Source organism: Sphingomonas sp. LR59 (genome assembly GCF_036855945.1).
In the GTDB taxonomy this organism is placed as follows: domain Bacteria; phylum Pseudomonadota; class Alphaproteobacteria; order Sphingomonadales; family Sphingomonadaceae; genus Sphingomonas.
This window is the reverse complement of record NZ_JASPFL010000001.1, coordinates 4,018,187-4,032,564: the sequence shown is the minus strand read 5'-3', so window position 1 is coordinate 4,032,564 and position 14,378 is coordinate 4,018,187. Positions and strand designations below refer to the sequence as shown.

10 protein-coding genes and 2 pseudogenes are annotated in these 14,378 nt (G+C 67.5%); 7 read left to right on the top strand and 5 right to left on the bottom strand.

Annotation, left to right across the window (positions count from 1 at the left end; all coding sequences use genetic code 11):
* Positions 1-171 precede the first annotated feature (171 nt).
* From QP164_RS18990 to QP164_RS18980, 3 genes are read right to left on the bottom strand one after another with little or no spacing between them, the layout of a single operon-like run.
* A complete protein-coding gene (locus QP164_RS18990; RefSeq protein ID WP_333924119.1) occupies positions 172-3,882 on the bottom strand; it encodes a translocation/assembly module TamB domain-containing protein in 3,711 nt (1,236 codons plus the stop codon).
* Positions 3,861-4,343 (bottom strand): hypothetical protein, encoded by a 483-nt coding sequence (locus QP164_RS18985; protein WP_333924118.1) that lies wholly within the window; start codon positions 4,341-4,343, stop codon positions 3,861-3,863. The genes QP164_RS18990 and QP164_RS18985 overlap by 22 nt, the downstream gene beginning before the upstream one ends.
* Positions 4,340-6,331: an autotransporter assembly complex protein TamA gene (locus QP164_RS18980; protein ID WP_333924117.1), complete on the bottom strand. Its 1,992-nt coding sequence runs from the start codon at positions 6,329-6,331 to the stop codon at positions 4,340-4,342. The genes QP164_RS18985 and QP164_RS18980 overlap by 4 nt, the downstream gene beginning before the upstream one ends.
* Positions 6,332-6,533: 202 nt before the next feature.
* Between QP164_RS18980 and QP164_RS18975 the strand changes: the two genes are divergently transcribed.
* Positions 6,534-6,746: a hypothetical protein gene (locus tag QP164_RS18975; RefSeq protein ID WP_333924116.1), complete on the top strand. Its 213-nt coding sequence runs from the start codon at positions 6,534-6,536 to the stop codon at positions 6,744-6,746.
* A gap of 402 nt (positions 6,747-7,148) precedes the next feature.
* On the opposite strand, the gene QP164_RS18970 is transcribed toward QP164_RS18975, so the two are convergent.
* Positions 7,149-7,781 (bottom strand): S24 family peptidase, encoded by a 633-nt coding sequence (locus QP164_RS18970; RefSeq protein WP_333924115.1) that lies wholly within the window; start codon positions 7,779-7,781, stop codon positions 7,149-7,151.
* A gap of 89 nt (positions 7,782-7,870) precedes the next feature.
* On the opposite strand from QP164_RS18970, the gene QP164_RS18965 reads away from it, so the two are divergent.
* The 4 genes and pseudogenes from QP164_RS18965 to QP164_RS18950 all read left to right on the top strand — a co-directional run bounded on the left by QP164_RS18965 (position 7,871) and on the right by QP164_RS18950 (position 10,890).
* Positions 7,871-8,047 (top strand): hypothetical protein, encoded by a 177-nt coding sequence (locus QP164_RS18965; RefSeq protein ID WP_165899516.1) that lies wholly within the window; start codon positions 7,871-7,873, stop codon positions 8,045-8,047.
* Between the two features lie 2 nt (positions 8,048-8,049).
* On the top strand, positions 8,050-8,370 hold the full coding sequence (locus QP164_RS18960; RefSeq protein ID WP_333924114.1) for a hypothetical protein: 321 nt from the start codon (positions 8,050-8,052) through the stop codon (positions 8,368-8,370).
* Between the two features lie 67 nt (positions 8,371-8,437).
* Positions 8,438-9,621 (top strand): annotated as a pseudogene (locus tag QP164_RS18955) (acyl-CoA dehydrogenase).
* 136 nt (positions 9,622-9,757) lie between these two features.
* A pseudogene (locus QP164_RS18950) lies at positions 9,758-10,890 on the top strand (CaiB/BaiF CoA transferase family protein).
* 139 nt (positions 10,891-11,029) lie between these two features.
* Here the strand turns inward: QP164_RS18950 and QP164_RS18945 are convergent.
* Positions 11,030-12,316, bottom strand: a complete 1,287-nt coding sequence (locus tag QP164_RS18945; protein WP_333924113.1) for a sugar MFS transporter — start codon at positions 12,314-12,316, stop codon at positions 11,030-11,032.
* A gap of 106 nt (positions 12,317-12,422) precedes the next feature.
* Here QP164_RS18945 and QP164_RS18940 point away from each other — a divergent pair, with 106 nt between their 5' ends.
* Together QP164_RS18940 and QP164_RS18935 are read left to right on the top strand one after the other, a co-directional pair.
* Entirely contained in the window at positions 12,423-12,968 is a 546-nt protein-coding gene (locus tag QP164_RS18940) for a (2Fe-2S)-binding protein (protein WP_333924112.1), read from the top strand.
* A gap of 421 nt (positions 12,969-13,389) precedes the next feature.
* The gene (locus QP164_RS18935; protein ID WP_333924111.1) at positions 13,390-14,337 is read left to right on the top strand and encodes an RcnB family protein; all 948 of its coding nucleotides are present in this window, start codon (positions 13,390-13,392) and stop codon (positions 14,335-14,337) included.
* Positions 14,338-14,378 lie beyond the last annotated feature (41 nt).

Sequence of the window (14,378 nt, the reverse complement as noted above, 5' to 3'; positions counted from 1 at the left end):
GTCGAAGGGCCTGCGCGACATAAGGCCACCACCCCGGCGAAGGCCGGGGCCCAATTGGGGGACGGTCATGACCAAGGGCAGCATTTTGTTACTGCGACCTTTCCAGTTGGGCCCCGGCCTTCGCCGGGAGGTAGTAATTCGCGAAAATCGCGCGTGAGCAACCGGGAACGCTCAATAATCCTTCGACACGCGGACGTTGGCGCTCTGGCGGCCGAGCGTAGAGATGCTCGACAACAGCGACAGCCAGCGCGTGACCTGGAACTCGACCTGCGTGGCGGAATAGCCCTGCCCGTCGGTGACGATCTCCGCATATAGCCGCCGCGTCACGTATTTGCCCGCCGCGATCGACGTCCCCTGGCCCGTCTGCGGGTCCGCCGGCAGGATGCGCAGGCGGTCGAGCCCGGCCGCACGGCGCACCGCGTTGATCGGGTTGAGGCCATTGCCACCGCCCTGCAACGCCGCCACCGCCGCCGCCAGCTGCAGCGCCTCGGGTGCGGACAGATTGGTGATCGAGGTGCCGAACAGCAGCCGCGAGAGCAGTTCGTCCTCGGGCAAGGCCGGCGTGCTGGTGAAGCTGATCTCGGGTTTCAGCGCGTAACCGGTCACCCGGATCGAGGCGCTGAGCCCGGTCGAATCCGCGTTCGCCTCGATATCGAGCGCGGGGTTGGCGGGCACCTGTCCGTCGAAGCGGATCACGCCGCGCGCGAGTTCGAACTTGCGACCGGCGAACTCGTAGTCGCCGCGGATCAGCGTCGCGCGGCCGGTGATCGCAGGGTTCTCGGGCTGGCCGGCGATCTGGAGGTTGGCGGACCATTCGCTGGTAAGCCCGAGCCCGCTGACCATCACCTGGTTCGGCGCGCGCGCCTTGATCGCCAGCGTCCAGGGCTTGGTCGGCATCTCGATCTCCTCGCCACCATCGGGCAGGTTGATCTCGCGGATGTTGAGTTGGGGAACGGCGCTGGCCGCGGTGGCCTGGCCGAGGCGGTAGCGGCTCTTGTTCAAAACGACGTCGCCTGCGATCGTGCCGCCCGAGCCGTTCGACCTGAACGTCAGCGGGCCGGAGACGGTCGCGCCGATGTCGTCGCGGTTGATCATCACCGCCTTGTCGGCCTGCAAGGTCAGATCGAGGCCGACACCGTTGGCGGCGGCGAACTCGAACTGACCGGTACCGGTGACGCGCCCGCCCTTGCCTGCGTCCGCGCCGAACCGGTCGATCACGAGCCGCGATCCACCGAAGCGGCCGGTCGCCTGGACGTTGGACAGGACGGTGCCCGTGGTCGCGCTTTCGATCCGCGCGCCGTTCGCCTGGACGACGCCGCGCAGCGTCGGGTTGGCGAGCGTGCCGACGACGTCCGCGCCGATCGCGACCGGGCCCGACAGGTCGAACAGCTCGACACCGGTGAGCCGCCACAGCGTGTCGGCAGGGCCGCTGTACCGCAGTTGCCCGAACAGGCGGGCCTTGCTGATCCGCGAGGCGAAATCCCCCTGCCCGAGTGGCGCGAGCTGGGCTTGCGCACGGCCGATCGTCTTGCCCGCCGACGCGATGACGGCGCGCAGGCCGAGCTTGTCGGGGGAGAGCACCGCCGCGACGCCGACGTCGATCGGGCGCGACGAGAGGACGAGACCGGCGCGGCTAAGCCCGCGAATCGTGACGTTCGCCTTCCCCGTCGGCGCGGCACCGTTCGCGGTCGCGACCGTGACGCTCCCCGACGCGCTCCCGCTGAGGCCGAGCCCGGGATACGCGATGTCGAGGATCGCGAGCGGCATCCGCGTCAGGCTGGCGTCGATCGCGGTGCTGGCGGCGGTAAAGCGGCCGCCGACCTGTGCCTCGCCCCCGGAGAAGCTGAGCCTGGTCGGCGCGAGGTGCCAGCCGTCCTCGGCCTGGGTGACGATTGCCGGGGTGAGCAGTTTCAGCGGCCGGCCATCGAGCGTGCCTTGCGCCGAGATCGCGTAGCTGTTGGCGGTGACCTGCGTGACGCTCTGGATGTCGAACGCCCGGCCGCGGGAGCCGGCGATCGACGCCTTGATCGTGCCGACGCCGCCCCGGAGCGACGCGGACCCGTTGAGCCGGGCGAGGCTGAGCGCGCCGCGACGCAGCCCGAGGCCGGTCGCGGTGGCCTCGATCGAGGTGCCGGCGGGATCGAGCAACGTGACGAAATCGAGCTTGCCCGAGCGGAGCGCGACGGTGTCGAGCGTCGCGGCCTTGGCGGCGAGATGCCCTTCGATGCGCTGGATCTGGCCGACCGGGCGGAACAGGAGTTCACCCGAGATACCGCCGCCTGCGACTGCCAGCGCGCCGTTGAAGCCGCCATCGACCACCGCGACATTGCCGCTCGCGCGCGCGCCGGCGACGTTCAGTGCCGCGACCTGGATCGTCGCACCGGCACCGGGCGGCAACAGGATCGCGCCGTTGGTGGTGAACGGCCCGAGCCGCGAGCCGCCCGCGGTGAACGGCCCGAGCCGCGAGCCGCCCGCCGCGGTGAACGCGAACCCTTGCGGCGTCGGATCCAGATGCGCGCGGACGTTCGACAGGCCGAGCGTCGCATTGGGGCTGGCGAAGACGAGGTCGAGCGTCGGCTTCTCGATCTGGCCATCGAGTTTCAGCGTGAGCGAGCCGTAGGTGGTCTGGCGCCCGCCGCCCTCGAAATGAAAGGTGCCGTCACGGCGGCGAAAGCCGTTGCCGGTCAGCCGGATCTGCGGCGCGGTTAGCACGAGGTTCGTGAAGTGCAGGACGCCGTCGGTGGTGCGTTCGAGGTCGGTGGTGATCCGCGGCAACCCGCCCGCGAGACTGCGGAAGAAGGCGTTGTCGAGCCGCACCATCTGCGCGCTGCCTTGGCCGATGACGCGCGTGCCCTTGCGGTTCGGGCCGGGGACGACCCGCAAGGTCGATTTCACGTCGACGATGCCGAGACCGGGGATCAGATACCGCCCCAAGCCACCGTTGATGCCGACCTCGAACTGACCGTTGCGCAGGTCGACCGCCAGATTGATGCTGCCGGTGAGCTTGTCCGACCGGAGCTTGAGGGCATCGCCGGTCAGCAGCGTCGGCGTCACGCGGAGCAGGCCGTCGACCGACAGGTTGCGCAGGATCCCGCCCGCCACGGTACCGACTCCGGTCACGCGGGCGGCGGTGAAGCGGATCGGGACGGTGACGGGCGCGGCGGACAGGCGGCCCTTGCCGGCGGCATGGGCGTTCTCGAAACCGGTCTGGTCGAACGCGAAGCGGCTCGCGTCGAGGCGATAGTCGAACGCTGCGGTCGCGAACGGACCGTCGAGGATCGCGCGAAGCTCCACCATGTTGCCGGTCATGTTGTCGAACAGCGCGGGCGGGCGCAGCAGCCGCGCCTTGATCCGCACGTCGCGGTAGGCGTTGGCGCCGAGATCGACGATGCCGGTCGTGTCGATCGCCAGCGCGGGGGTGCGCAGCGAAAGCTGCCCGTCGAGCCGGCGATTGGCGAACCCCGCGCTGCCGTTGACGAGGATGCGTGGCGCGGTCAGCCGTTGCAGGCGACCATGCAGCAGCGACGACGGCGAGAGCGTACCCGACAGCGTGTAGCGGCCGGCGACTTGCGCGAGCGCGAGGTCGACGACTCGGGTCGCGCCGATCATGCCGTTTGCGCGGCCATTCCATTTGGCCCAGCTGCCGTCACCGGTGACCGCGAGCGCGACCGGCCCCTTCGCCTTCACCATCCGCGCGAGCACGCCGTTGACCGCGCCCTTGGCCGCGACGTCGATGTCGAAGCGGTCGCGCGCGGGCTCGGCATCGATCCGCAGCTTCAGGTCGTCACTGCCGGCAACGCGTGCCTTGAGGTCGACTAATGCGCGGCCCGAGCGAATGTCCGCACGCCCTTCGAGCGTCCCTACCCGCTGCGTTCCCAGCACGCGCTTCGCCAGCGTAAGCCGTCCGACCGAGAGCTTGCCGATATGGATATCGAAATCGGGCAGGATCGGGCCGCGGGTTTCGATGGGCGCGTGCGCGGGGTGTGCGTCAGGATCGCGCGATCGACGATCAGCCGTTGGATCTCGAGCCGGTTCGAGAACCAGTCGAACGGCGACCAGTCGAGCGTGACGTTGGGCGCCTGGAAGACCAGCCCCTCCAGATCGTACACGCGCAGATCGACCAGCCGCGTATCGCCGTACAGCGAGCCATCGATCCGCCCGACCGTAAAGCGCAAGCCGTTCGCGGTTCGGATCGCGGCGATCCGGTCCGCGACGAAGCGGTGGCCGATCCCCGTGTCGACGATGAGCAACGCGGTACCGACGATCACGAGCAACGCCATGATGGCACCGACGATCCACCGCCACCACGCGATCCGACGCTTTGGGAGAGCCTCCTCGATCAAAACGCCTGCCCCAGCGAGACGTACACCGCGATCCTGCTGTCGCCCGGCTGCGGGTTGATCGGCGTGCCGACGTCGAGGCGGATCGGGCCGAAGTTCGAATAATAGCGCACGCCGATCCCGGTGCCGTATTGCAGCCCGGTGAATTTCGGCAGCGGCGAGGTGTAGATGTTGCCCGCGTCGAGGAACGGCACGATCCCGAAACTGCCGAGCACGCGCACCCGCGCCTCGATCGAGAACTCGGTCAGGCTGCGACCGCCGATCGGGTCGTTATTGGGATCGCGCGGGCCGATCGCCTGATAGCCGTAACCGCGCACCGACGCGCCGCCGCCGGCGTAGAAACGCCGCGACGGCGCGACCTGATCGCGCGGCGCGCCCACTATGGTGCCGAGGCGGGTGCGGGCTGCGAGCACTACCCGACTGCCGAACGGCTGGTAGACGCTGCCGTCGAACTGGGTGCGGGCATAGCCGAACACCGAACCCTGCAACGATACTTCGGGGCTGAGCCGCCCGCCGAGGCGGAAGCCCTTGGTCGGGTTGAGCAGATCGTCCGAGCCGTCGTAATTGAGGCTGGTCGGCAACGCGCCGATGAAGAAGGTGCGGCGGCGTGGCGCGCCGGTCGACAGGATCACGTCGCGCTCGTCCGACGCCAGCAGCTCGGCACCGACCGACCAGGTCCAGGTCTTCTGGAAGAAGATGTTGGTCTGGCGTTCGAGGCTGCCCGCGAGCGAGAACGTCTTCGCATCATAGGCGTCGCGGTTTGTGTGCACGGCGGACGCCTGGAGCGTCAGCACACGGTCGCGCGCCTGGAAATTGTTGCGGCGGAATACGATCGAGCCGAGTTGTTCCTGCGTTCCCAAGACGCCGCGCAGCGTCAGCGCGCCCTCGGGCGGGAACAGGTTGCGGTGCGTCCAGCTGAGTTCCGCGCGCGCGCCCTCGCCGGTACCATAGCCGAGCTCGCCTGCGACGGTGTGCGGCGGCGCGGGGTCGAGCTTGACCGCGACGTCGACAGTGTCGGGCGTCGCGCCCTGCACTGGCTTCAGGTCGACCGAAGACACCAGGCTGGTCTGGATCAGCGCGCGGCGGAGATCGTCGAGCTTGGTCGCGTCGTACAGGTCGCCCGGCGAAAAGCGCGCGATCTCCGCGACGTGGTCGGCGCCGAACACGCGGTTGCCGGGCAGCGCAAGGATCTGGCCGAATTTGCGCGCGCCGCCGGGTTGCACGGACAGATCGAGCGTCGCGGTGCGGGTGGCGTGATCGACGACGATCGCGGGGTCGCCGACCTTGGCGAACGGAAAGCCCTCGCGACCGATCTGCGTGGTGAGCTTCGCCTGCCCCGCGACGATCGCGTCGGAATTGACCGGATCCTCGGGCTTCACGCCGAACGCGGTCACGAGCCCCGGCGCCTTGTCGCCCGCCGCGGCGATGCCATCGATCGTCACGCCCTTGAACGTATAGAGCGTGCCGGGGGTGGCCGACAGCACGACCATCGGCTTCGCGCCAGGCTCGACCCGCGTGACGACGTTGGCATCGTAATAGCCTTGCGCACGGAGCAGGCTGTTAAGCAGATCGGCATCTTCGCGCGCCCGCCGATCGAGTTGGGCGGCGTTTGCAGCCTGGTGATCATTCGCGTCCAGCGTCGACAGGGCGGCGAACCGCTGGCGCAGCAGCGTGTCGTCGATGCCATCGATGCCATCGATCCGCCACGCATAGCGGCTCTCCGCATTGGCATCGACCGCGGCGATCGTCGCCGCCGGGTCCATCGGCGAGCTCGCGAGGTCAGGCCAGGCGACACCGATATCGGGGAGCGCGGTGAGCGGCGAATTGGGGTCGAGCGACATCGGCGTATCGGCCGCCGCGCTGGCTGAGGGCGTTGCCAAAGTCTGCGCGGGAGCAGGCGTGGTCTGTGCGCCCGCGGCGAATACGGCCCCGGCGGTCGTCAGAACGAAAAAGGCGGCGGCCGGCCCGGCTCGCCCGACGCGGAACACCATGTCCGGCTCCTAGCCGGGCTTGTCGTGACGGAACAGTATGTAACGCCGTATTTCCGCCACGTTTCATCCGGGCATAGGCGTGTCATAAGGTTTGGGCGCTCGACGGCAGCGTAAGTAGCCCGGCGCGACGTGAGGCCGGCATCGCATAAACCGGATAGGGAGCATCGAGCAGCGCCGGGTAGCTGGCATCCGGGCGCGGCGCGTGGCAGGACACGGCGATGGCCGATCCGACTTCCCGCGACACCCTCCCCCTCACAAAGATCCCAGCGCCGCGGGCGGGTTCCTCGTCGCGCTCGGCATGCTGGGCGGCGCAGGAGTCGGCTTTGCGATCGGGCAGGCCACGCCGGGGTTTCTGGTCGGGACGGGACTGGGCGTGATTGCTGCGGTTCTGGTGTGGGTTAAGGACCGGCGGTAGAAGGCCACTCCTGCCTTTCCACCCCCATCCGTTCGTCCTGAGTAGCCGTCGAGTAGCTGCAACGCAGCGTATCGAGACGGCGTATCGAAGGACAGGTTGGCGCTCGGAACCCATGCTTCGATACGCGCCCTCGATACGCTCCTGACGGAGCTACACGGTCGCTACTCAGCACGAACGGGGGTCAGCACGAACGGGGGTCGGCACGAGCGGTGGTCGGCACAGACAGGCGGACCCGGACAGATAGAATTCTCGATCCTCCCCCGCCAGGGGGAGGTGTCGCCGAAGGTGCCGGAGGGGGAGGACACAAACCGGCGGTTGCCTTTTCCGCCCCCTCCGTCAGGCTAACGCCTGCCACCTCCCCCTTGCGGGGGAGGATCGCACGGACCCGACACGTTCACGCCCTTAACGCGGCTCACGCATCTGCCACACCACGCGGCCGATCACGGCAATCCGTCCCCGCGGGATCGGTCCCGCCGCCAGATTGTCGCTCGTCGCCACCAGCGCCCCACCTGCCAGCGCAACCCGCTTCACCATCACCGCATCGTCGATCCGAATGACATACACCCCGCCTTTCGCGCGCGGCGTCCGGTCCGCAGTGTCGACGACGATGTGATCGCCGTCGAACAGCCCCGGCTCCATCGAACTGCCACGGACTCGAATGATCGCCGCCTGCCCGTCCTTCAGTCCGAGCTTCCGCGCGAGGCCGGGGTCCAGCGTATCGGTCCCCAGCACGATCTCGCCATCGACCTGCGCACCCGGCCCTGCGGACGCGGCGACATCGAGCTTGCGGATCCGGAAGCCCGTCACCCGATCGAGTGGCGCACCCAGCACGCTCTCGCTCACGCCGAGATACGCTGACAGCAATCGCCGATCGCGTTCGCCCAAAATCCGCGGTGATCCGCGCCGGACATATTGCTGGAGATACGCCGCGTTGCGTCCGAGCATCGCCGACAGCGCCGCCAAGCTGTCACCCCGCGCCGCCGCCAACGTCGCCAGCGCAGTCCTTGGGGCGGGATCGGATGCGATTTTCGACACCACCCGACCCTAGCGTAGGAAATTTCCTAGACAAGTAGGATTTTTCAGAACAGATCAAGAACGGAATAAGGGACTCGGGAGGAACGACGGTGACGATTCTCATGAAGATCGATCGATATCTGCGGCAGACTGGCATGCCGATGACCAAGTTCGGGCGGCTGGCGGTCGGCGATCCGCGGCTCGTGCATGACCTGCGACGCGGTCGGCAGGCGCGCGAACCGATGGTGGCGCGGATCGAGTCGTTCATCGCGCGGAACGGATCATGAGAATGGACGCGATCCGCGGCCCCGATGCGGGCACGCTGCTGATCCGCGCGCTTCGGGGTCACGCGAGTGCGGCGGGCCTGACGATGCACGTCGAGTCGATCGCGTGCACCCCGTGGGCGAGCGCGACGTTCGTTGGGACGCTGCACCGGCTAACGATTGCGGCGGTCCCCGTACCCGGTCTTCGAGACTGGATCGACGCGCTGCCCGAAGCGGAGTTCGCGCTGCGCGGGCATATCGTCGCCGATCTATCGGTCGACTGCGTTGAGACGATCGGCGACCGGGAGCACGTGACGATCGCGGTACTGACGCTGATCGATGCTTAAACGGCTCGTCAGGGCTGGACTTTCGCCTGCCGAACCACGAAGTCGGCGGTCAACGAAGGAGATGCAGATGGCCGGGATGGGCAAGTTCGATTGGGCGGATCCGTTCCTGCTCGACGATCAGTTGAGCGAGGACGAGCGGATGATCCGCGACAGCGCGAAGGCCTATGCCGACGACAAGCTGGCGCCCAGGATCATCGACGCGTTCCAGCACGAGCATACCGATCCCGCGATTTTCCGCGAGATGGGGGCGCTGGGGTTGCTCGGGCCGACGATTCCCGAGGAATATGGCGGCGTCGGTGCGTCCTATGTCGCCTATGGGCTGGTTGCGCGCGAGGTGGAGCGCATCGACTCGGGGTATCGCTCGATGATGTCGGTGCAGTCGAGCCTGGTGATGTACCCGATCAATGCGTTCGGCTCCGAAGAACAGAAGCGCAAATACCTGCCCAAGCTCGCGACCGGCGAATGGATCGGCTGCTTCGGGCTGACCGAGCCGGATGCGGGGTCCGATCCCGGCGGGATGACGACGCGCGCGAAGAAGACGGCGAACGGCTATGTCATCTCGGGCGCGAAGACGTGGATCTCGAACTCGCCGATCGCCGACGTGTTCGTGATCTGGGCGAAGTCCGACGAGCATGGCGGCGGCATCCGCGGCTTCATCCTGGAGCGCGGGATGAAGGGGCTGGAGACGCCCAAGATCGAGGGCAAGCTGTCGTTGCGCGCGTCGATCACCGGCATGGTGATGATGGACGAGGTCGAGGTCGGCGAGGACGCGTTGCTGCCCGACGTGCAGGGACTGAAGGGGCCGTTCGGGTGCCTCAACCGTGCTAGGTACGGGATTTCGTGGGGAGCGTTGGGCGCGGCGGAGTTCTGTTTTCATGCCGCGCGACAGTACGGGCTGGATCGTAACCAGTTCGGCACGCCGCTCGCCGGACGGCAGCTGTTCCAGAAGAAGCTGGCCGACATGGAGACCGAGATCGCGCTCGGGTTGCAGGCGTCGTTGCGCGTCGGGCGGCTGATGGACGAGGGCCGGTTCGCGCCGGAGATGGTCTCGATCGTCAAGCGCAACAACGTCGGCAAGGCACTCGATATCGCGCGGATGAGCCGGGACATGCATGGCGGCAACGGGATTTCGGGGAGTATCAGGTGATGCGTCACCTGATGAACCTGGAAACGGTGAACACGTATGAGGGTGCGCATGACGTGCATGCGCTGATCCTCGGGCGGGCGATCACGGGTATCGCTGCATTTTGACATCCCCCGTCACCCCAGCGAAAGCTGGGGTCTCCCTCCGCAAGGGCACGCTCCATTACCGGGAGATCCCAGCTTTCGCTGGGATGACGAACTTAGGTGACGCGTCGATGATGATGGGTGATGGGATGAGACCGTGGTGAAAGACACCCCTCTCACCGGCCTCAAAGTCGTCGAACTCGCCCGCATCCTGGCCGGCCCGTGGGCGGGGCAAGTCCTCGCCGATCTCGGTGCCGACGTGGTCAAGATCGAGAGCCCCGCCGGGGACGACACGCGAACCTGGGGTCCGCCGTTCATCGACAATCCCGACGGCACGCGCGACGCCGCGTATTTCCACGCCGCCAACCGCGGCAAGCGATCGGTCGTCGCCGACTTTACCACCCCGAAGGACAAGCTGTCGTCCGCGACCTGATCGCCGACGCCGATGTCGTGATCGAGAATTTCAAGGTCGGTGGGCTCGTCAAGTACGGGCTCGACTACGCTGCGCTGGCTGCGATCAATCCGCGGTTGGTGTATTGCTCGATCACCGGGTTCGGACAGGACGGCCCTTACGCCCCCCGCGCCGGCTACGACTTCATCGTCCAGGGGATGAGCGGGATCATGGACCTGACCGGCGAGCCGGACGGCGCGCCGCAGAAGATCGGCGTGGCGTTCGCCGACATCATGACCGGGCTGTATTCCGTGATCGCGATCCAGGCGGCGTTGGCGATGCGCGAGCGCACCAGCCGGGGTCAGCAGATCGACATGGCGTTGCTCGACACGATGACCGGGGTGCTGGCGAACCAGGCGATGAACTGGTTTGCGAGCGGCGTGTCGCCGACGCGGGTCGGGAATGCGCACATGAACGTGTGTCCGTATGCGGTTTTCCCGACCAGCGATGGCTGGTTCATCCTGGCGGTCGGGAATGACGGCCAGTTCCGGCGGTTCTGCGATGCGATGCGCTTGCCCGAGATGCGCGACGACCCGCGGTTCGCGACCAATGCCGGGCGGTTGGCGTTCAAGGATTTGCTGTTCGCAGGGATCGAGGCAGCGACGTCTCGGGTGCCGAAGCTCGAGTTGCTCGCGCGGCTCGAGGCAGTCGGGGTGCCGGCCGGGCCGATCAACACCGTCGCGCAGGCGTTCGAGGATCCACAGGTGATAGCGCGGGGGATGGCGATCGACGTGGTGCGGCCGGATGGGTCTCTGGTCCCCGGGCTTCGCACACCAATCCGGTTTTCGGATGCCGATCTCGCGACCGGGCGGGCGGCGCCGATGTTGGGGTCGTCGGAGTAGGCGGACGCCCCAGGGCATCGTCCCTTACACCGCCACCCGAAAACGTCGTCACCCCAGCGCACGCTGGGGTCTCTCGCGGCAGAAGCGCGCGGCTAAAACCGGGAGACCCCAGCTTTCGCTGGGGTGACGGCTGGATCGTTCAGGCTACCACCGGCTTCCGGGCGTACAACCCGTACGCCAGGATCAGCGCGTAGCAGATAGCCGGGAGCAGCAGCGCGAAGTGCAGGCTGCCCGACTTGTCCGCCAGCATCCCCGTCAGATACGGAATGATCGCGCCGCCGACGATCGCGGTGGCGATCACGCCCGAGCCTTCCGCCGCACGCTTGCCGAGACCTTCCGACGCCAGCGAGAAGATCGTCGGGAACATCACCGCGTTCATCAGGCCGATCGCCAGCAACGCCCAGCCCGACAAAGCACCCTCGGTATTCGCCGAGATCAGGATCAGCGCCAGCGTGCCCGTCGCGACGCCCGCCAGCACCTTGCCCGGCGACACCTTGTTCAGCACGTACGCGCCGATGAACCGGCCGACCAGCGCGCCGCCCCAGTAGAACGGCACGTGCTTGCCCGCCGCGACGTCGCTCAGGCCCATCACGCTCGGCTGCATGAGATAGTTGACGATCAGCGAACCGACCGCGACTTCGGCGCCGACATACAGAAAGATGCACGCCGTCCCCATCGCGAAGCGCGGGCGCTTCAGCAGCGTGAATGCGTGGAAAATGCTGCCGGTCTGGTCCTGCTCCTCGTTGAGCCGGTTGCGGCGCGTCCACACCACAGCAGCGACGATCAGCAGCGCGATCGCGAGGCCGATATAGGTGTGCACGACGGTTCGCGAGGACTCGGTCCGGTACGCGTCGAGCGCGGCGCCGGTGAGCTTCGAAGAGTCGACCGTCGCCAGCCCACCGAGGATCAGCGCTGAGCCGACATACGGGAAGATCGTGGTCCCGAGCGAGTTGAACGCCTGCGCGAACGTCAGCCGGCTCGACGCGGACTTGGGATGGCCGAGCGCCGAGATCAGCGGGTTGGCGACGACCTGCACCACGGTGATGCCCGCGCCGAGCACGAACAGCGCGAACAGGAACATGCCGAAGCTCGCCTGCCCTGCGGCGGGGATGAACAACAGGCAGCCCGCGGTCATCGTCACGAGGCCGATCGACGCGGTGCGCATGTAGCCGGCTTTCCGCACGATCGCGGCGGCGGGGATCGAGAACAGCGCATAGGCGAGGAAGAACGCCGACTGGACCAGCATCGCGGTCGCATGGTCGAGCGTGAAGAGCTCCTTCATCTTCGGGATGATGATGTCGTTCAGCGAAGTAATGCCGCCGAAAATAAAGAACAGCGCGAACACGAACACGCGCAGGTCGGGCGCATCGTAGCCGTGGCTGGCATCGCCCCCGGCTGCGGCGGTGGATTTGGTATCGACGTGCATCTGTATTGCGCCCTCTCGCGGTATTATTCGCGCGACATAAGCCGGGCGGCCGCCGCGTGGCAATGCCGGTTGGTGCGATCCCGCGCGGCGCGCTAGGGCGGTGGGCATGAGCCGCTTCACCGTCAACAACGAGCCGATCGAATACAGACTCGATAACGATACGCCGCTGCTGTGGGCGCTGCGCGATGCGTCGAACCTGACGGGGACGAAATATGGTTGCGGCACCGGCCATTGCGGCGCGTGCACGGTCGATATCGACGGGCGCGCGATGCGGAGCTGTCGCGTGCCGATTGGATCGATCGAGGGCGCGTACGTCACGACGATCGAGGGCCTGTCGAGGGAGCGCAATCATCCGGTGCAACTGGCGTTCATCGCGGAGGCGGTGCCACAATGCGGGTTCTGCATTCCGGGGATGATCATGGCGGCGGCGGCGTTGCTAAAGCGCAATGCGGATCCGGGCGAAGAACTGATCCGCGAGCAGATCACCAATGTGTGCCGGTGCGGGGTGTATCCTCGGGTGGTCGAGGCGGTGCAGCGCGCCGGGCGGGCGATGCGCGGGGAAGAGGTTATCCCCGCGGGGCCAAGGCCAGGAATCGATCCGGCGGACTCCGCTCGGCTGGTGCCTGCGCTGGTGCCCCCGCCGGCGCGGTAGTGGGCGCTTCATGATCAACCAAAGCATGTTCTCCCGCGAAGGCGGGGGTCCAGTCTGGGCTCCCGCCTTCGCGGGAGAACAAGGAGGGCGCGCCGTTGGATAGGTCGCCCATGCAACTGCCGTCCGTGTAGCGACCGCCCCTGTAGCTGCCGCCACCCCGCCGCTGCACCACCCCGGCGGAGGCCGGGCCTAGTTGGAACGTCCAGCGTGACAGATCGCAGCACGTCGTTACATTCCATCCCCAACTGGGCCCCGGCCTCCGCCGGGGTGGCGGCTACGACACGATGCAGCGATCAACCGCCCTCGCCCCCCAACCTGTCTGATCGCTGACGAACCCATTCAGCCTCTCCACACACCGATACTTCTAGACCCAACCCATCATAGGAGCCGGCTCGTGCGCCGGCAGTCGAGGACCACGGCGATGACGGGCAAGTTACTCAAACTCTTGATGGCAGCGTCGGCGTTGGTGCCGGCTACGACGATGGCGACCGCCGCCACCGCGCAGCAGGTCGACCAGGACCGCGGCGACCGCGGGGACCGCGGCAGCGATGGTCCGCGCCAAGATCGTGGCCAGCGCCCCGATCGCGGTGACCGCCCCGACCGCGGACCGCGCCCGGACGGTCAGGCTTTCCAGCAGCAACGTCCCGATCGCCCTGCCGCGCCAGACCAGGGCCAGCGCCCCCAGCGCGCCGACCTCGGCGTGCAGGCTCAGGTACGTCGTGACGGCCCGGATGGTCGCGGCCGGCCCGACTGGAACGGTCAGCGTGGCAACCGCCAGGGGTGGAACGGCCAAAATCGTCCCGGCCCGCAAGCCGGTCAGGATCGCGGCGGCTGGAACCGCGACCAAGGTCGCCCCGGCTTCGATCGCGGCAACCAACAGGTAAATCGCGGCCAGTTCGACCGCAATGGACGCAATGACGGTCGAGGCGACGGTCGGGGCGACTGGCGCAACGGCGGCCGTGACGGCTACCAGAACCGCCAGCCCAACCGTGCCTACGGCAACGTCCCGGGCTATGGCCGCGGTGGCTACAATCAGGGGCACTACAACCAGGGCGGCGCTTGGAACCGCGGCTGGCGCAACGACAACCGCTACGCCTGGAGCAACTACCGCGCGTCGAACCGCGGCGCCTATCGCCTTCCGCGCTACTATGCGCCGAGCGGCTGGGGATCGGGCTATCGTCGCTTCGGCGTCGGCTTCTCGCTGAACAGCATTCTGTACAACCAGAATTACTGGATCCAGGACCCGTACACCTACCGCCTGCCCGAGGCATACGGCCCGTATCGCTGGGTGCGCTATTACAACGACGCGTTGCTGGTCGATCTCGACAGCGGCCGCGTGGTCGACACGGTGTACGACATCTTCTGGTAGGCGCCCCCTCTAAGAATTGCGCCTACCCGTCACGCAGTAAC